Here is a 17,349-nt window from a genome sequence, read left to right as displayed (position 1 = left end):
CTCTCACCCCGTCTAGATGGCCAACCAGGAAAAATATCCGGCAATCAGCCCCAGTTTATTGGTAAAAATCAGGATCCCCAGGATGATCATAATCACCCCGGCCACCAGGGAAACCACGGGCAAAAACCTGGCCATCCTGTTTAATGCCGACTGAAATTTGTCAACAGCCAGGGCAGTAACCAGAAAAGGTAAACCCAGTCCCAGAGAATAAAGGGAAAGTAAATAAATGCCTTTATTGACAGTAGCCTCCGTACTGGCATAAAGCAAGATAGACGAAAGGATAGGCCCCACACAGGGAGTCCAGCCGGCCGCAAAGGCCAGGCCCAGCAAAAAAGCCCCTAATCCACCAGCCCGGGGAGTGGCCTGCCAGCGCACTTCCCGGTAGAACATCTCCAGTGGCAGCAGCCCTGTCATAAACAGGCCAAAAATGATAATCAATGCCCCGCTTATTCGGCGTAATATGTCTTTATATTGCAACAGTAGTTTGCCCACTGCACTGGCAGATGCTCCCAGCAAAATGAAAAGCAATGAAAAACCTAGAATAAACAAAAGCGCCCTGGTTAAAAGTCTGAGCCGTTTCCCCTCGGCAAGAGTGGCATTTTGGGTACTGCCAGCCAGATAAGCTACATAGGCGGGAATCAAAGGTAATACACAGGGTGAAGCAAAGGAAACTACACCAGCGGCAAAAGCCAGCCAACCCGATACATTGGTCAAGATTAACACCCCTTCGCTCAAGTTTTCTATCTAATTATACCAGAAAAATTGCAAAAAGGCATTGACTTTTTGACCATTCCTGATGTATATAGAATGATTGGAAAGGAGGAGTGAAGATGGAACGAAACCAGAAGTACCAGCAGCAAAAATCCATTATCCTTAAGCACCTGCAGGCCAGCGAGGCTGAGTGGCAGGATTGGCGCTGGCATCTGGCTAACCGCATCTCCAGTCCTCTTGACCTGGCTCATTTTCTCCCTTTAACTGAAAAGGAAATTTCTCTGCTTAGAAATGCTTCAGCCCATAGACGCTGGGCCATCACCCCTCATTACCTGGCAGCCATTGACTGGGAACAGCCTGATGACCCACTCAAATTGCAAGTTCTGCCCTGGCGGGACAAAACCGTGGCTGGCTGTCCTGTCGGGCTGGATAAAAAAGAGACCAGGTATCTGCTGACAGTAACCAATCAGTGTGCCATCTATTGCAGCTATTGTACCCTGACCTGTCAGCAGGGCTTGATTGAACGGCATCTGGCTCTAGATTTGTTGCAATCTACCCTTAATGCTCTGGCTCAGCAGAAGAAAATCCGGGAAATAGTACTGGTTGGCGGTGATGCCCTCTTGCTTTCTGATCGCCGCCTGGAATGGTTGTTAAGAGAAATCAGGAAAATAAGCCATATCCGCTCTGTCGGCATCGTTACTAGAACCCCGGCAGTCTTACCCCAGCGCATTACTGCTGGACTCTGCCAGGTCCTGAACCAGTCAGGCCCAATCAATATCTTTACCCGGATTAACCATCCGCGCGAGTTGACTCTGGCAACCCAGCAAGCGCTAAAAGATCTAGTAGCTGCAGGTGCTATTATAATCAATCAACCTGTAGCCATGACTATCGCTCAGCGGACAGACTTGTCTGTCGCCAACTAATTACATTGACAATTCACTTTGTTTAAGATATACTAATATTAAAAAATTGAATAGGATAACGCTGAATCTTCCTGATGGAAGAGCGGGGGAACCACTTTTTCGGGGTGAATCGCCTTTTGGCGTAGGGCTAGCTATCGGCCCGAATCCGTCAGCTAACTTCGTAAGCGTTGATAGAGGTTTTCAGCCACCGTCAGTACTGACAGGTGGTTTAGATAGCTTTTGTCTGCGCCAAAAACCCCGTTAATTACGGGGTTTTTTATTTTACATTTTTAGAAGAGGAGGGATAATTATGTTACAGCTGGATACCAGGTTGTCCATTTCCCTGTCCAGAGCCAGTGAGCTAAAGGATACCATCCAGGATTATCTGAAAATAAAAGACCATATTCCAACCGGGTTCACTACTTTTGAACAATTCCTTCAGCAAAAGGAACGTATCCTGACAGCATTTCAAGCTTCAGAACATAACTGGCAGGACTGGAAATGGCAAATCAGTAACCGTATTACTACAGCGGAGCAACTGGCGCAATTTATTCCTTTATCCGAAAAAAAGATAGCTGATTTAAACACCATTGGAAAAAGGTTTCGCTGGGCCATTTCACCATATTACCTGGCTGTAATGGACTGGAACAACCCCGATGATCCGGTGCGTCTGCAAGCCATCCCTCAAATCCAGGAACTGCAGGATGAAAAAGGAGAACTTGATCCCATGGGTGAAGAATACTCTTCCCCTGCTCCCGGCATTACCAGGCGTTATCCTGATCGATTAATTATCAATGTTACCAACCAGTGTGCCATGTACTGCCGGCATTGCCAGCGAAGACGCAATATCGGTACAATCGATCGCCATCTGGCCCTGGATCAGCTGGAACAGGCCCTGGATTACATTCGGAAAAACCCGGAAATCCGGGATGTGCTGATTACCGGCGGTGATGCCCTGTTGCTTTCCGATTCCCGTCTGGACTGGTTATTAACCGAGCTGGATCGGATTCCCCATGTGGAAATCAAGCGCATCGGCACCAGGGCACCGGTAACCCTGCCCCAGCGCATTACTCCAGAGCTGGCCGCTATATTAGAAAAGCATCCGCCTATATATATAAATACCCAGTTCAACCATCCCCGAGAGGTCACCCCTGAAGCTAAACAGGCCATTGACCGCCTGATTAAGGCCGGAGTGGTGCTGGGCAACCAGGCCGTGTTATTAAGGGGTATTAATGATAATCCTCATGTCATGAAAAAGCTGAACCAGGAGTTACTCAAGGTTCGAATCCGTCCCTATTATATCTTCCATCCCAAAAAAGTACTGGGTACAGCTCACTTCAGTGTCCCCATTACCACAGGAATAAAAATTATTGACCAATTGCGAGGCCAAACTTCTGGCCTGGCAGTTCCCCAGTATATCGTAAACGCACCAGGTGGTCTTGGTAAAATCCCCGTTAGTCCTGACTACGCTAAAGTAATAGCCAAAGATCATGCCATTTTACGTACCTGGGAAAATAAATTAATAAAAATTGAGTTTTAACTCTTGACACTTCCTGTAATACCTGATAATTTATTTATCGTTGGCTTACGATAAACGCATAGGGATAAGACTCTTATCCAGAGAGGTGGAGGGACTGGCCCGATGAAACCCGGCAACAGCCGTCTATGAGACGGAAATGTGCCAATTCCTGCAGGCAAACTGCCTGAGAGATAAGAGAGGTAACCTGTATAAAAAGGCACCTCTCGGGTGCCTTTAATTTTTAGCACAGGAGAGGTAGCAATGATCAGAATTACTGAACTAAGTAAAGTTTTTCAAGGCCCCAATGGACCGGTACAGGCCCTGAAAAATATTAACCTGTCTGTATCCAAAGGGGAAATCGCCGGCATCATCGGTTACAGCGGTGCCGGAAAAAGTACACTCATCCGCTGTGTCAACCTGCTGGAAACTCCGACTACAGGTACCATTGTCGTCGATGGACAGGAGATTACCAGCTTGCGGGGTGAACAGCTGCGCCAGGCCCGGCGCAAAATGGGCATGATTTTTCAGCATTTTAACTTACTTTCTTCTCGTACCGTGCGGGAAAATATCGCCTTCCCCCTGGAAATCGCCGGTGTACCCCGGGCGGAAATCAAAAAGCGCGTCGATGAATTGCTGGAGCTGGTTGGCTTGACCGATCGGGCCGACAACTATCCGGCCCAGCTCAGTGGAGGCCAAAAACAGCGGGTTGGCATCGCCAGGGCTCTGGCCAGCAATCCCAGTGTCCTGTTATGCGATGAGGCAACCTCAGCCTTAGACCCTGCCACCACCCGGTCTATCCTGCAATTATTGCTGGATATCAATCAGCGGCTGGGACTGACCATTTTACTTATCACCCATGAAATGGATGTGATCAAGGAAATCTGTGATACCGTCTATGTCATGGAAGCTGGAGAAATTATCGAATCCGGCCCGGTACTGGATGTGTTTGCCCACCCCACCCGGGAGACCACCAGAGCCTTTATCGAAAGCCTGTATCAGCTGGACCTGCCATCAGACTTCTACCGGCAGATTGTCCACCGGCCCGGTTTTCACCGCCTGGTTCGGCTTGTCTTTACCGGCGTCAATGCCGCTGAACCGATAGTGGCCACCCTGGGGCAAAAATTCGCTGTAACAGTAAATATCATGGCCGGCAATATCGACTATATCAAGGGACAACCCCTGGGCATCCTGACTCTGGACATCAGCGGTGACTCCCTGGAAGTGGAAAAGGCCCTTAGCTACTTACACACAACCGGGCTAAAGGTGGAGGTGCTGGAATATGAGTTCTAATGAATTGCAACTGCTCTGGGTAGGCCTGGGGGAAACCCTGTATATGACCGGCATCGCTCTGGTACTATCCTATATCTTTGGTTTGCCCTTGGGAGTAATCCTGGTAACAACTGAAAAAGGACACATCTGGGAAAGCCCTCTCCTCAACCGGACTCTGGGAGCTATCGTCAATGCCACCCGCTCCATCCCTTTTATTATCCTGCTGGTGGCAGTTATCCCTCTGACCCGGTTACTGGTGGGAACATCTATTGGCACTACTGCTGCCACAGTGCCCCTGGTCATTGGTGCTGTTCCTTTTGTCGGCCGGATGGTCGAAACATCTCTCAAAGAAGTGGACCGCGGCCTGGTGGAAGCAGCTTTAGCCATGGGAGCAACCCCGCTCCAGATAATTTTTAAAGTCCTGTTGCCAGAATCCATCCCTTCACTGATTCTGGGTGCCACCATTACAGCCATTACCCTCATCGGTTATTCAGCCATGGCTGGTTTTGTCGGCGGCGGCGGTCTGGGGGACCTGGCGGTCAAATACGGATATTATCGCTATAAGACCGAGATCATGCTGGCCACCATCGCGGTGCTGGTTATTCTGGTTCAAGTCATTCAAAGTTTTGGCAACTATCTTGCCAAGCTATACAATAAAAAACATAAATAAGACCTACGGTAATATGTCAAGACCATAAGGTCAATATTTTCTAGTTTAGTTTTTTAAAAAAGGCAACAAAAAAACCACCCTGTTCCCTAATATATTTGGAAACAAGTTACAAAAATGTAAAACAGATTTTGGGTTGTCCTTAGTTTGAATCCCTCCTTTGCCCCTGGGGCATGTAAAGTTGGTTGCTGCGCAGCAGAGCATCAACCATACGCACTAACTTGCGTGCTGTGAGAACCAAGGCGCGGCGATGATGATGGGTTTTGCTTTCCCGGTACTTTCGGGCATAGAAATCCCGATATTCAGGCTCATGTTGCCGAACCAGATTGGCCGCTTGTACAAAGTAATAGCGCAAATAAGCATTACCCGTCCTGGTTAGCGGCGTTTCATCTGCTTCAAATTCACCTGATTGATGGCTACGCCAGGTTAAACCGGCGAATTTCGCCAATGCTGAATCGTTATTAAAACGGTGAATATTACCGATTTCAGCAATTAAACCTGCACACATTACAGGACCAAGACCTGGGACAGAATCAAGCGTGTGCTTAAAGTTAGCCAATTCCCTGGCAATGGCTTTATCAATGGTTTTGACCTGCTTTTCCAGGCATCTAATGGTTTCAAGGCTTGTAGCCAGGATCAAGTTAACCGGTTCCAGAAGATCTCCCCTTAACCTGTGAGCATTACGAGCAGCCTTTTTAAGCGCTTCAGCAGTAGCTTTGGGATCTGAAAAGTGCTTGTTACCTTTCTCCATCAGAAAATCAATTAAATCCTCAAGCGGTCGAGCCGCAATTTCTTCAGGAGAAAGGAACTCGGTTAAAATTGCCTCTGAAGTTGCGCCAAACAGGTTACTGAAGACCTCATTTTGTTGCAGGGTATTAAACTTGAGAAAAAGATTAGTGAGAAAATAGTTTTTCTCCCTGCTAATAGTCTGCATCAGATGATAACGGAACCTGGTTAACCGCTGTAAAGGGAGATAACGAAAATCGACCTGGCTATTTTCCGGGAGACGGCCAAAACGAATCCGGTCAGCAATTACCCAGGCATCTGTCCAGTCATTCTTGGGAAGGTCAGGATAAGCCTTTTTAAAATTAGCTACTACTTTAGGATTAAAGGAATATACCTGACAGTTATAAGGAGTTAGCCGGGTGTCAGAGGTTAACCCCATTTGCAGATGCCAGCTATACACTGAAGTTGCTTCCAACCCGACCATAACACAGCCTATATCATTAGCCTGGCAAATTTCGAGGATAAGTTGAACCAGAGATTCCATGCCCGGATTATCATTTGAGAAACGCTGGCGTTTAGTGATTGTTTCTCCCAGGTGGTCCATAAATTGAACCTTAAAATCTTTCATACTGACATCAATGCCGACAAAAAGGTTTCTCACAGTATCACCTCGCTTTCATAAAGAAAGTATAATGAAAATTGCTGCTGGGACCCAGGCATCATGGCCGGTCAGCAACCTCGCCGGGAATGAGCACTAAACCTAAAGAACCTGCTTCCGTCCGTTCTGCTGCACACGGGCGGGGAAACAATAGGTCTGTGCAACCTACGCGTAAAAAGTGCAGACCATGAGCTGGGGGTCACTCTTTTCAAAAGGTCAAGCCTCAAGGAGGACGAATACCTACCCAGAAAGCAATCTCACGATTACATTGTGCCTGGAACAGCAGCAAAATGGAAGTCTAATTTCCAGTTTTTAAAGAACAAATTTGGTACAAAAAATGAACGGTTAATATTACCGTTCAGGTTAAATCTCTAAATATATGATACGAGGAGGTAACAAAAATGTTCAAACGCAAAGCTCTGACTCTCATCACCGGTCTGGCCCTGCTGGCAGGATTAATCAGCGGCTGTGGCGGCCAGCAGGAAAAGGCAGCTGAACAACCCGCTGCCAAAGAAACAGTAGTACTTAAAGTAGGTGCCACCCCCGTTCCCCACAAGGAAATTCTGGAAGCAGCCAAGCCGCTGCTGGAGAAAAAAGGCATCAAGCTGGAAATTGTGGAGTTTACTGACTACATCTTGCCTAACAAAGCCCTGGCTAATGGTGAATTGGATGCCAATTACTTCCAGCACGTCCCCTATCTGGAGGACTTCAGTAAGGAAAACAAGCTGGATCTGACTTATACCGTCAAAGTTCACTTCGAGCCGATGGGTATCTACCCCGGTAAAGTCAAAGACCTGGCTCAACTGCCGGAAAAGGCCAAAATCGCAGTGCCCAATGACCCCACCAATGAAGCCCGGGCTCTGCTCCTGCTGGAAAAGGCCGGTCTGATCAAAGTCAAGCCCGGAGTAGGCTTAAAGGCCACCAAACAGGACATTATCGAAAACCCCAAACAGCTGGAAATCCAGGAACTGGATGCCGCCCAGATTCCCCGTTCCCTGCCTGATGTGGATCTGGCAGTCATCAATGGTAACTATGCTGTCGAGGCCGGTTTGAACGCCGGTAAGGATGCCCTGGTTTCTGAAGACAAGAACAGTGAGGCTGCCCAAACCTTTGGCAATATTATCGCTGTTCGTAAAGGGGACGAGAACAAGGAAGCTATCAAGGCTCTGGGTGAAGTCCTGCTCAGCCCGGAAATCAAGAAATTCATTGAAGAGAAGTATCAGGGAGCAGTTCTGCCCCTGTAAAGGAAAAGAGGTCCCAAATCCGGGACCTCTCTCTCATTTTAAACCCCGCGAACCCGGTTTGACTGCCGGTTCCCCGGCCTGGCAAAGGGGACAGACTTCCGGTTCCCAGGCCACTGCTGCCACAGTTAGTGCCTTGTAGAGGGGTACGCCAAAATCAGCCCTGCCGTTACTGCGGTCCACCAGAACGGCTACCCCTACCACTTCTCCTCCTGCCGCTTTGACCACATCAATAACCTCTTGAACAGAACCGCCGGTGGTGATAACATCTTCTACCACCAGCACCCGTTCTCCCGGCCTGATGCTGAAATTGCGGCGCAACCGCATTTTCCCCTCTTCCCGTTCCGTGAACAGAGCCCGTTTGCCCAGCTGCCGTCCGATTTCATAAGCTACGATCACTCCACCCATAGCCGGTCCTACTACCACATCTATTTCCGGTTCTTCCCCCAGTTGTTCCACCAGACTGGCACAGATCATGCGGGTATATTCAGGGTATTGTAAAACCTGGGCGCATTGCAGGTAGCGGTCACTGTGTTTTCCTGAGGTCAGCAAAAAATGTCCCTGCAGTAAAGCACCACATTTCTCGAAAATGGCAATCACATCAGCCTGACTTAACATCTCATCTTACCTCCCTCTGCTAGAGCCTCAGCCATTTCCTCTGCCACCCGGCGTGCTGCCTCGCGAGGATCAGCACTGCCGGTAATCGGCCGTCCTACCACCAGATAATGGGCCCCTGCCCGCAGAGCCTGGGCCGGGGTCATGATGCGCTGCTGGTCCCCTGCTGCCGCCCAAAGAGGACGGATGCCGGGGATAACAGTAACGAATTCAGGGCCACAGGCTTGCTGTATTAAAGGCAGTTCCCGGGAAGAAGCTACCACGCCATCCAGGCCGCATTGCCTGGCCAGGCGGGCCCAGGCCTGGACGCGCTGGCCGATTTCCTCTTTTTGCCCCAGAGTGGCTTCCCATTCGCTCTGGCTAAAACTGGTCAGGACGGTAACCGCCAGCAACAGTGGCCGCTTGCCTGCTACTGCACCGGCCTGAGCCCCGGCCAGAGCTGCTTTCAGCATGATTGGTCCCCCGGCGGCATGGACATTGAACATCTCCACCCCATAGCTGGCCAGAACCCGGCTGGCCTGTTCCACAGTATTGGGAATATCATGCAGTTTCAGGTCGAGAAAGACTCTGAGGTTATTCTGGCGAAACCAGCTGAGCAACTCAGGGCCACAGCTATAATAAAGCTGCATCCCCACTTTGTACATACCTACATAGTCGGCAGTGAGGCTGACCAGGCGCTGGGCTTCCGCCAGTGTATCTACATCCAGGGCCAGAATCAGTTTTTCCACGGCCATTATTCCTCCTTCCTGTGGGCGGCCCCGATGAGTTCACCCAAATCCCTGACCCCTTCCCGGCGGCAGAACTCCTCGATTTCCGCCAGGATCCGCCAGGGAGCCCGGGGGTCCACCAGGGTAGCAGTACCGATGCTGACCGCACTGGCACCGGCCAGGAAAAATTCGATGGCATCCTCCCCGCTCATAATACCTCCGCCACCGAGCAGAGGCATTTCCGGTAAAGCCTGATGAACCTGCCAGACACAGCGCAAAGCCACCGGCTTGATGGCCGGTCCGGCCAGACCCCCAAAAATATTGGCCAGTACCGGCCGTCGGCGCCGGATATCAATGGCCATTCCCTGCAAGGTATTGATCAGGGAAAGGGCATCAGCCCCTGCTTCAGCAGCAGCCCGGGCTAGAGCCACGATGTCCGTTACATTGGGGGTAAGTTTGATTATCACCGGTTTGGTGGTATGGGCTTTAACCGTTCTGGTTACCTCGGCCAGGGCTTCAGCCTGGGTGCCGAACATAATGCCCCCCTGTTTGACATTGGGACAACTGACATTGACTTCAATAGCTGCAATCACCGCTTCTCCCTCCAGGCGGGCAGCCAGCTCCCCGTACTCCTCTACTGTATTGCCGGAAATATTGGCCAGAAAAGAGCATTGAAAAGCAGTGAGCCGAGGCAGGACATCCCGGCACAATCCTTCTATCCCCGGGTTTTCCAGTCCGATAGCGTTGAGAACCCCGGCCGGTGTTTCTGCCAGACGGGGAGTTGGATTGCCTGCTCTGGGAGTAAGGGTAGTGCCTTTCAGGATTACTCCCCCCAGCTGGTTCAAATCTCCGAAAGGAGTGAGTTCCAGCCCGAAGCCGCAGGTACCGGAAGCTGTCAGTACCGGATTGGCCAGCTGCAAAGCCCCCAGGCTGGTAGTGAGGTTGGGCTCAGTCATTCAGCACCACCTCCTCGATGGCAAAGACCGGCCCTTCCTTACAGACCTTTTTGCCACCACAGTCACAGCCCAGGCAGATGCCAATGCCACAGGCCATAGTCTCTTCCAGGGAAACCTGTCCGGCCATACCATATTGCCGGGCTAGTTTAACTACCGCTTTAAGCATGGGCAAAGGACCACAGGCATAGAGATAGTCCGGCCTTTCCCGTTCTAGATAAACTGCCAGCTCCTCGGTAACCAGGCCCTGCCGACCGACGGAACCATCTTCAGTGCTAATATGTACCGGAATGCCCAGAGCAGCGATGGGTTCCACCCCTACCAGATGGGCCTCGCTTCTGGCGCCGGTGAAAAAGCGGCTTTCCAGCTCAAACTGGGCCAGCACCTGGGCAATGGGCAGCAATGGAGCATTGCCAATTCCTCCTCCCACCAGCACTGCCTTGTTAACCTCAGGAGGCAGACGAAAGCCCCGGCCTAGCGGGCCCAGCAGGCTTAAAGTTTCCCCGGGTCTACGCTGCCATAACCAGGTTGTTCCCTTACCCCGTAGCTGGTAGAGCAGCTGGATCTGCCCATCATCGGCGAGGATATTATGCAAGCTCAAGGGCCGGCGCAGCAGGGGATCCAGACTCCCCTGCTCCCGGCAAGCTACCATGACAAATTGTCCCGGTTTGGCATACATGGCGATTTCCGGTACTTCTATGGTTAAAAGACTGTAATAATCATTGAGATGGCGGTGTTCCAGGATTTTCCCGTTATATACTCCGGTCCCGGCCACTGGACTGACCTCCTTTCCTTAATACCACTGTCTTTCTCCTCGGCCCAGGCGCGGGTAATCCTGCAGGGCGACCAGTTGCCATTTCTGGCCCCGGGTAAGGTCAGCCAGCACTTTTAGCATCTCCCGGGCCGTATCCAGAGAAGTGGCACAGGGGACGCCATATTCGGCTGCTGCCCGGCGAATCTGGAAGCCATCCCGCTGGGGCACCTTGCCTCTGGTCATGGTATTGATTACCAGCTGGATTTTATCCTCCCGCAGGTAGTCCAGAATATGGGGGCTGCCTTCCCGGATTTTGTTGACCTTTTCTACCGGCAATCCAGCTTGTTGTAAGTATCGCCAGGTACCACCCGTAGCCAGCAATTTATACCCCAGATCCAGGAATGAGCGGGCCAGCTCCAGGGCTTCTTCCTTGTCCTTATCGGCAATTGTGAGCAGGACCGTGCCTTCCCGGGGAAGCTGCCAGCCTGCTGCCCGCAGGGCTTTGTAAAAGGCCATGGTATATTCATGGTCAACCCCCAGCACTTCCCCGGTGGACTTCATTTCCGGTCCCAGGGATGTTTCCACCTGGGTCAGTTTACCAAAGGAGAAAACCGGGGCCTTGACGGCATGAAAATCCCTGGCCGGTACCAGTCCGGTCCGGTAGCCCAGGTCGGCCAGTTTTTCTCCCAGGGCTACCCGGGTAGCCAGTTCCACCATTGGTACATCCGTTACCTTGCTCAGATAGGGCACCGTCCGGCTGGAACGGGGGTTAACCTCAATTACATACACTGTCTCTCCATCCAGGACAAACTGAATGTTTAATAAACCTTTCACTTCCAGATGGCGAGCCAGGCGGATGGTATAATCCTCAATGCGCCGAATGACTTCCGGTCCCAGATGCAGGGCAGGATAAACGGCAATGGAGTCACCGCTGTGTACCCCTGCCCGCTCGATATGTTCCATAATGCCGGGGATTACCACCGTTTCCCCGTCACTGATGGCATCCACCTCTACTTCCTTGCCCACCACATATTTATCCACCAGCACCGGGTGTTCCGGGTTGACTTCCACTGCCCATTCCATATAGGTCAGCAGCTCTTCCTGGTTGTAGACTATTTCCATTGCCCTGCCCCCCAGGACATAACTGGGACGCACCAGTACCGGATAACCGATTTCCTCAGCGGCCCTGACGGCAGCATCAACGGAGAAGACTGTGCGGCCCGGGGGCCGGGGAATGTCCAGGTCTTCCAGAACCTGATCGAACTTCTTCCGGTCTTCGGCCCGGTCAATGTTTTCCACCGTCGTTCCCAGGATTTTCACCCCTGCCCGGGCCAGGGGAGCGGCCAGGTTAATGGCCGTCTGCCCGCCAAACTGCACCAGCACGCCCAGGGGCTTTTCCTTTTCCAGCACATTGAGGACATCCTCTACCGTCAGGGGTTCAAAGTAGAGGGCGTCTCCAGTATCAAAATCGGTGGAAACCGTTTCCGGGTTGTTATTGATAATCACCGCCTCATAACCGGCTTTCTGCAAAGCCCAGACGGCATGTACGGAACAATAGTCAAACTCAATCCCCTGGCCGATACGGATAGGGCCAGAGCCAAGCACCGCCACTTTCGGCCGCGGGCTGCTCTCTACTTCATCTTCCTGGTCATAAGTGGAGTAATAATAGGGAGTTTCCGCCTCAAATTCCGCCGCACAGGTGTCCACCATTTTATAAACAGGGGCTACTTCCAGCAGTTTGCGCAAATCCCGCATCTTCTCCGGCTTTAGTCCCAGTAAGCGGGCCAGCCGGAAATCGCTGAACCCCCAGGCTTTAGCCTGTTGCAAGAGCCGGGCCAGACTGTCATCCAGAGGCTTGCCCCGCCAGGCGCTGATAGCAAATTCGAAATTGACAATATTGCGGATTTTGCGCAGGAACCAGCGGTCTATCCGGCTGCGCTGATGGAGCTCATCCACTTCCATCCCGCGGCGGATGAGCTCGGCTATAGCAAATAGCCGCTCATCATCGGGATTTTCTACTTTATGCCAGAGAGTGGCATCTGCTGCTGCCGCCAGCCGGGGGTGATAGAGGCCATCCAGCCCGATTTCGAGAGAGCGCACCGCTTTTTGCAGGGCCCCTTCAAAAGTACGGTCTATGGCCATCACCTCGCCGGTAGCCTTCATCTGAGTGCCCAGATGGCGGTCTGCTGTGGTGAATTTATCAAAAGGCCAGCGGGGAATCTTGATCACACAATAATCCAGGGCTGGTTCAAAGGCGGCTTTGGTTTTACCCGTTACCGCATTGGGAATTTCCGCCAGAGTCAATCCTACCGCAATTTTGGCTGCCACCTTGGCGATGGGATAGCCGGTAGCCTTGGAGGCCAGAGCGGAAGAACGGCTGACCCGGGGATTTACCTCAATCACCACATAGCGGAAACTATGGGGGTCCAGAGCAAACTGGACATTACAGCCTCCCTCAATACCCAGGGCCCGGATGATTTTCAAGGACGCAGACCGCAGCATCTGGTATTCCTTGTCACTGAGGGTCTGAGAGGGAGCCACCACTATGCTGTCCCCGGTGTGGATACCCACAGGGTCGATATTCTCCATATTACAGATGGTGATACAGTTATCGGCACTATCCCGCATCACCTCATATTCTATTTCTTTCCAGCCTGCCACACTCTGTTCCACCAGCACCTGGCCGATAGGACTCAGCTTCAGGCCCCGGCGGACAATTTCCTCCAGCTGTTCCCAGTTATGCGCAATCCCGCCACCGGTGCCGCCCAAAGTGTAAGCAGGCCGGATGATGAGGGGAAAACCAATCTTTTCGGCAAAGGCCCGGGCCTCTTCCCATTGCTCCACAATTTCACTGGCCGGAACCGGTTCCCCCAGCTCAGCCATCAAACTGCGGAATAATTCCCGGTCTTCCGCTTTTTCAATGGCCGCCAGGGGCGTTCCCAGCAATTCCACGCCCAGTTCCTCCAGCACCCCGGACTGGGCCAGACTGCGGGCCAGATTCAGCCCCACCTGTCCTCCCAGGGTAGGAAGCAGTCCCTGGGGCCGTTCCTTGCGCAATACTGCCTCCACAAACTCTGGAGTCAATGGCTCCAGATAGACCCGGTCGGCCATATTGCTATCTGTCATAATGGTGGCCGGGTTGGAGTTAATCAGGACCACCTCATAGCCTTCTTCCTTCAAGGCCCGGCAGGCCTGGGTGCCGGCATAGTCAAACTCCGCCGCCTGGCCGATGATGATGGGGCCGGAGCCAATCACCATGATTTTCTTGATATCTTTCCGTTTCGGCATCTTATCCCCTCCCCACCAGAGTCAAGAACTGTTCAAAAAGATAGAGGTTATCCCGCGGTCCGGGCGAAGCCTCCGGGTGATATTGCACACTGAAGGCCGGATATTGCAGGTGCCTGATCCCTTCCACTGTATCATCATTGAGGTTTTTCATGGTCACCCGCAGAGGTAAGCCAGCCAGGGAATCCTCTGCTACGGCATAGCCATGATTCTGGGACGTGATGTAAACCCGACCTGTTTCCAGATCCTGTACCGGGTGGTTAGCACCCCGATGGCCAAATTTCAGCTTGTAGGTTCTGGCCCCGCAGGCCAGGGCCAGAATCTGATGGCCCAGACAGATGCCGAAGAGGGGGACTTTCCCCAGCAATTCCTGTACGGTTTTGATCACATAAGGTACCCGTTCCGGATCGCCGGGACCATTGGAAATCAGCACCCCGTCCGGCTGATAGGCCAGGATGGTTTCCGCACCAGTACGGGCCGGCACTACTGTAATGCGGCAATCCCCCACTTCCCGCAAGGAGCGGATGATATTGCCTTTGGCTCCACAGTCAATAACCACGATATGCGGTCCTGCGCCTCCTTCCACCTGATAAGGCGCGGCACAGGTAACTGTAGGTACCGGCTCCTCCATGGAAAGGGTAGGAGCCTGTCGCACTGTCTGCAACCATTCTTCCAGTGGCGCCTTGCTGGTGGTAATCAAGCCCCGCATGGTGCCTTTCTGCCTTAGCATCCGGGTCAGGGCCCGGGTATCGATACCTTGCAGGGCTACAATCCCCCGTTCGGCCAGAAAGCGGTGCAAACTGGACTGGCTGCGCCAGTTACTGGGTTCATCACAGAGGTCGTGGACCACAAAGCCCCGGACAAAGGACTGTTTATGCTCAAAATCCTCGGCATTGATGCCATAATTACCCTGCAGGGGATAGGTCATAACTACAATTTCACCACAATAGGAGGCATCAGTCAAAATCTCCTGGTAACCGGTCATAGAAGTGTTGAACACCACTTCCCCGGTTTTCTCCCCCGGTGCGCCAAAAGCTTTGCCCTGAAATACCGCGCCATTTTCCAGTATCAAAAAGCCGTCCATGCTCCAGCTCCTTCCCTTGCTGAATTAGACCAAAAGTTTGCGCTCCTGCATGACCAGTTTGCCTCCGACAATAGTGGTAACCGGCCAGCCAGTCAGAGTCCAGCCCAGAAAAGGGGTATTCTTGCCTTTGCTGACCAGGCTTTCGGCAGTTACCGTCTCTACCCGTCGCGGGTCAAAGAGCACCAGGTCAGCCGCAGCTCCTTCCACCAGCCGCCCTCCCTCAATGCCCAGCAGGCGGGCCGGATTGACCGCCATTTTTTCTACCAGCTGGGCCGGGGTCAGGATGCCCTTTCCAACCAGCTCCTGCCAGCAGAGGGCCAGCGCCGTTTCCAGCCCCACCAGGCCAAAGGGAGCCAGATCATATTCCTGTTCCTTTTCCTCCCTGGTGTGGGGGGCGTGGTCAGTAGCGATAATATCTATAATCCCCTCGGCCAAAGCTTGTTTTAAAGCAGTCAGATCCTCTTCCCCCCTGAGGGGCGGATTGACTTTGGTACTGGTATCATAACCAGCTACCGCCGCTGCTGTTAAAGTCAGATGATGGGGAGTTACTTCCGCTGTTACCGGTATACCCCGGGCTTTGGCCCAGCGCAACAGCTCCACACTGCCAGCAGTGGAGAGATGGCAGAGATGGACAGGACACCCGGTCTCCCGGGCCAGCATTATCTCTCTGGCCACCATGATTTCCTCCGCCGCTGCCGGAATCCCCTTGAGCCCCAGGCGGGTAGACCAGTAACCTTCATGCATCACCCCACCCCGGGCCAGGGTCGGTTCCTCACAGTGGGAAAGAACGGGCCTGCCTACCATTTTAGCATACTCCAAAGCCCGCCGCATCACCGCCGCAGAAGGCACCGGCCGTCCATCATCGGAAAAGGCTACTGCTCCAGCAGCCGCCAGGTCGGCCATTTCTGTGATCTCCTCTCCGGCCTGCTCTTTGGTGATACAGGCAACGGGATAAACCCGTACCACCCCTTCCCGTTCCGCTTTGGCCCGCAGCCCTTCCACCAGAATGGCCCGGTCCACCGGGGGGCTGGTATTGGGCATGGTGGCTACAGCGGTAAAGCCACCGCGCGCCGCTGCCCGGGTTCCGCTGGCTATGGTCTCTTTGGCCTCCTGTCCCGGTTCCCGGAGATGGACATGGACATCAATCAAGCCGGGAAAGGCCAGCAATCCCCGTGCAGCCAGTACCGGCACCCCTTCCAGGTGAAGTTCCGGGCCAATGGCAGCTATTTTCCCCTCCTTAATCAGGATATCCCCTTTGCCGCTATAACTACCCGCCGGGTTAACTATTTCCGCTCCTTTAATGAGCAGCATCTGAATGCACCCCCTTGAGCAAATACAGAACCGCCATGCGGACAGCCACCCCATTGGTTACCTGTTCCTCAATGGCCGCCCAGGGCCCTTCCGCCACCTCCGGGCTGATTTCCACGCCCCGGTTCATCGGACCAGGATGCAAAACCAGCACATCCGGCCGGGCCAGGGCCAGTCGCTCCCGGTTGATACCATAGAGACAGGCATATTCCCTGAGGCTGGGGAACAAGCCGGCCTGTTGCCTTTCCCGCTGGATGCGCAGGACATTGATGACATCCGTCCCGGGCAGAGCATCTTCCAGGCTATGATAGACTTCTACCCCCAGTTTTTCGATCTCCCGGGGCAACAGAGTGGCCGGCCCTACCACCCGCACTCTGGCTCCCATTTTGGTCAAGCCCCAGATATTGCTGCGGGCCACCCGGCTGTGCAGGATATCCCCCACAATGGTCACTGTCAGTCCGGCGATAGTTCCTTTCCGCTGCTTGATTGTGAACATGTCCAGCAGGGCCTGGGTGGGATGTTCATGGGTACCATCTCCCCCATTAATAACCGAACACTTCACCCAGCTAGCCAGCTGAGCCGCCGAGCCAGCGGCACTGTGCCGCAAAACCACAATATCCGTACCCAGAGCCTCGATGGTCCGCACCGTGTCCTTGAGGGATTCCCCCTTGGTCACACTGCTGGTACTGGTAGCAATATTGACAGTATCCGCACTCAAATACTTGGCCGCCAGTTCAAAGGAAGTACGGGTGCGGGTACTGGGTTCATAAAACAGAGTCAGTACCACCGTCCCCCGCAGGGTTGGCACCTTTTTGATCGGGCGTAGAACAATATCCTTCATGGCGTCAGCGGTATCAAGAATCAGGTCGATTTCTTCCCTGCTCAGGTCCTCCAGACCCAGCAGGTCCTTGCGTTGCCAGGCCATAGTCCATCCTCCTTTCCGGTTATAC

Annotated in this window: 15 protein-coding genes and 2 riboswitches; of the genes, 5 read left to right on the top strand and 10 right to left on the bottom strand. The window is 52.9% G+C overall.

Annotation, left to right across the window (positions count from 1 at the left end; translation table 11 throughout):
- Positions 1–12: 12 nt before the first annotated feature.
- Positions 13–714, bottom strand: a complete 702-nt coding sequence (locus CTH_RS05595; protein ID WP_078664850.1) for a cytochrome c biogenesis CcdA family protein — start codon at positions 712–714, stop codon at positions 13–15.
- A 116-nt stretch (positions 715–830) separates the two neighbouring features.
- Here CTH_RS05595 and CTH_RS05590 point away from each other — a divergent pair, with 116 nt between their 5' ends.
- The 4 genes from CTH_RS05590 (at position 831) to CTH_RS05575 (ending at position 5,071) form a co-directional block, all read left to right on the top strand.
- A complete protein-coding gene (locus tag CTH_RS05590; protein WP_079906606.1) occupies positions 831–1,634 on the top strand; it encodes a hypothetical protein in 804 nt (267 codons plus the stop codon).
- 49 nt (positions 1,635–1,683) lie between these two features.
- Positions 1,684–1,815, top strand: a riboswitch (cyclic di-AMP (ydaO/yuaA leader).
- A 108-nt stretch (positions 1,816–1,923) separates the two neighbouring features.
- Positions 1,924–3,153 carry a glutamate 2,3-aminomutase gene (eam, locus tag CTH_RS05585; protein WP_079906605.1) on the top strand — a complete coding sequence of 410 codons (1,230 nt, stop codon included), beginning with the start codon at positions 1,924–1,926 and terminating at the stop codon, positions 3,151–3,153.
- A gap of 70 nt (positions 3,154–3,223) precedes the next feature.
- Positions 3,224–3,330: riboswitch (SAM riboswitch) on the top strand.
- A gap of 63 nt (positions 3,331–3,393) precedes the next feature.
- Positions 3,394–4,422 (top strand): methionine ABC transporter ATP-binding protein, encoded by a 1,029-nt coding sequence (locus tag CTH_RS05580; RefSeq protein ID WP_107753297.1) that lies wholly within the window; start codon positions 3,394–3,396, stop codon positions 4,420–4,422.
- Positions 4,412–5,071 carry a methionine ABC transporter permease gene (locus CTH_RS05575; RefSeq protein WP_079906603.1) on the top strand — a complete coding sequence of 220 codons (660 nt, stop codon included), beginning with the start codon at positions 4,412–4,414 and terminating at the stop codon, positions 5,069–5,071. Before CTH_RS05580 ends, CTH_RS05575 begins: the two co-directional genes overlap by 11 nt.
- Positions 5,072–5,210: 139 nt before the next feature.
- Here CTH_RS05575 and CTH_RS05570 read toward each other — a convergent pair whose 3' ends face one another.
- Entirely contained in the window at positions 5,211–6,422 is a 1,212-nt protein-coding gene (locus tag CTH_RS05570; protein WP_318262819.1) for an IS110 family RNA-guided transposase, read from the bottom strand.
- A gap of 431 nt (positions 6,423–6,853) precedes the next feature.
- On the opposite strand from CTH_RS05570, the gene CTH_RS05565 reads away from it, so the two are divergent.
- On the top strand, positions 6,854–7,696 hold the full coding sequence (locus CTH_RS05565) for a MetQ/NlpA family ABC transporter substrate-binding protein (protein ID WP_078664855.1): 843 nt from the start codon (positions 6,854–6,856) through the stop codon (positions 7,694–7,696).
- Positions 7,697–7,729: 33 nt separating this feature from the next.
- Here CTH_RS05565 and pyrE read toward each other — a convergent pair whose 3' ends face one another.
- The 8 genes from pyrE to CTH_RS05525 are packed head-to-tail and all read right to left on the bottom strand — an operon-like array spanning position 7,730 to position 17,324.
- Entirely contained in the window at positions 7,730–8,311 is a 582-nt protein-coding gene (gene pyrE, locus CTH_RS05560; protein ID WP_078664856.1) for an orotate phosphoribosyltransferase, read from the bottom strand.
- Entirely contained in the window at positions 8,305–9,042 is a 738-nt protein-coding gene (pyrF, locus tag CTH_RS05555; protein ID WP_107753294.1) for an orotidine-5'-phosphate decarboxylase, read from the bottom strand. Before pyrF ends, pyrE begins: the two co-directional genes overlap by 7 nt.
- On the bottom strand, positions 9,042–9,971 hold the full coding sequence (locus tag CTH_RS05550; RefSeq protein ID WP_078664858.1) for a dihydroorotate dehydrogenase: 930 nt from the start codon (positions 9,969–9,971) through the stop codon (positions 9,042–9,044). The genes pyrF and CTH_RS05550 overlap by 1 nt, the downstream gene beginning before the upstream one ends.
- Positions 9,964–10,743, bottom strand: coding sequence for a dihydroorotate dehydrogenase electron transfer subunit (locus CTH_RS05545; protein ID WP_078664859.1), 780 nt, complete (start codon positions 10,741–10,743; stop codon positions 9,964–9,966). The genes CTH_RS05550 and CTH_RS05545 overlap by 8 nt, the downstream gene beginning before the upstream one ends.
- Before the next feature lie 18 nt (positions 10,744–10,761).
- Complete coding sequence (carB, locus tag CTH_RS05540) at positions 10,762–14,010, bottom strand: carbamoyl-phosphate synthase large subunit (protein WP_078664860.1); 3,249 nt, start codon at positions 14,008–14,010, stop codon at positions 10,762–10,764.
- A gap of 1 nt (position 14,011) precedes the next feature.
- Positions 14,012–15,091 (bottom strand): glutamine-hydrolyzing carbamoyl-phosphate synthase small subunit, encoded by a 1,080-nt coding sequence (gene carA / locus CTH_RS05535; protein WP_107753292.1) that lies wholly within the window; start codon positions 15,089–15,091, stop codon positions 14,012–14,014.
- A 24-nt stretch (positions 15,092–15,115) separates the two neighbouring features.
- On the bottom strand, positions 15,116–16,402 hold the full coding sequence (locus CTH_RS05530; RefSeq protein ID WP_107753290.1) for a dihydroorotase: 1,287 nt from the start codon (positions 16,400–16,402) through the stop codon (positions 15,116–15,118).
- The gene (locus CTH_RS05525; protein ID WP_078664863.1) at positions 16,389–17,324 is read right to left on the bottom strand and encodes an aspartate carbamoyltransferase catalytic subunit; all 936 of its coding nucleotides are present in this window, start codon (positions 17,322–17,324) and stop codon (positions 16,389–16,391) included. The genes CTH_RS05530 and CTH_RS05525 overlap by 14 nt, the downstream gene beginning before the upstream one ends.
- Between the last annotated feature and the right edge of the window lie 25 nt (positions 17,325–17,349).

It is taken from the genome of Carboxydocella thermautotrophica, assembly GCA_003054495.1.
Lineage (GTDB): Bacteria > Bacillota.
The sequence above is the reverse complement of the archived record's forward strand: the minus strand, read 5'-3'. Positions and strand labels throughout refer to the sequence as shown.

Excerpts from the sequence above, each read along its gene's own strand:
- CTH_RS05590 (WP_079906606.1), top strand. The coding sequence starts at position 831 with ATGGAACGAAACCAGAAGTACCAGCAGCAAAAATCCATTATCCTTAAG.
- eam (WP_079906605.1), top strand. The coding sequence starts at position 1,924 with ATGTTACAGCTGGATACCAGGTTGTCCATTTCCCTGTCCAGAGCCAGT.
- CTH_RS05580 (WP_107753297.1), top strand. The coding sequence starts at position 3,394 with ATGATCAGAATTACTGAACTAAGTAAAGTTTTTCAAGGCCCCAATGGA.
- CTH_RS05575 (WP_079906603.1), top strand. The coding sequence starts at position 4,412 with ATGAGTTCTAATGAATTGCAACTGCTCTGGGTAGGCCTGGGGGAAACC.
- CTH_RS05570 (WP_318262819.1), bottom strand. The coding sequence starts at position 6,422 with ATGAAAGATTTTAAGGTTCAATTTATGGACCACCTGGGAGAAACAATC.
- CTH_RS05565 (WP_078664855.1), top strand. The coding sequence starts at position 6,854 with ATGTTCAAACGCAAAGCTCTGACTCTCATCACCGGTCTGGCCCTGCTG.
- pyrE (WP_078664856.1), bottom strand. The coding sequence starts at position 8,311 with ATGTTAAGTCAGGCTGATGTGATTGCCATTTTCGAGAAATGTGGTGCT.
- pyrF (WP_107753294.1), bottom strand. The coding sequence starts at position 9,042 with ATGGCCGTGGAAAAACTGATTCTGGCCCTGGATGTAGATACACTGGCG.
- CTH_RS05550 (WP_078664858.1), bottom strand. The coding sequence starts at position 9,971 with ATGACTGAGCCCAACCTCACTACCAGCCTGGGGGCTTTGCAGCTGGCC.
- carB (WP_078664860.1), bottom strand. The coding sequence starts at position 14,010 with ATGCCGAAACGGAAAGATATCAAGAAAATCATGGTGATTGGCTCCGGC.
- carA (WP_107753292.1), bottom strand. The coding sequence starts at position 15,091 with ATGGACGGCTTTTTGATACTGGAAAATGGCGCGGTATTTCAGGGCAAA.
- CTH_RS05530 (WP_107753290.1), bottom strand. The coding sequence starts at position 16,402 with ATGCTGCTCATTAAAGGAGCGGAAATAGTTAACCCGGCGGGTAGTTAT.
- CTH_RS05525 (WP_078664863.1), bottom strand. The coding sequence starts at position 17,324 with ATGGCCTGGCAACGCAAGGACCTGCTGGGTCTGGAGGACCTGAGCAGG.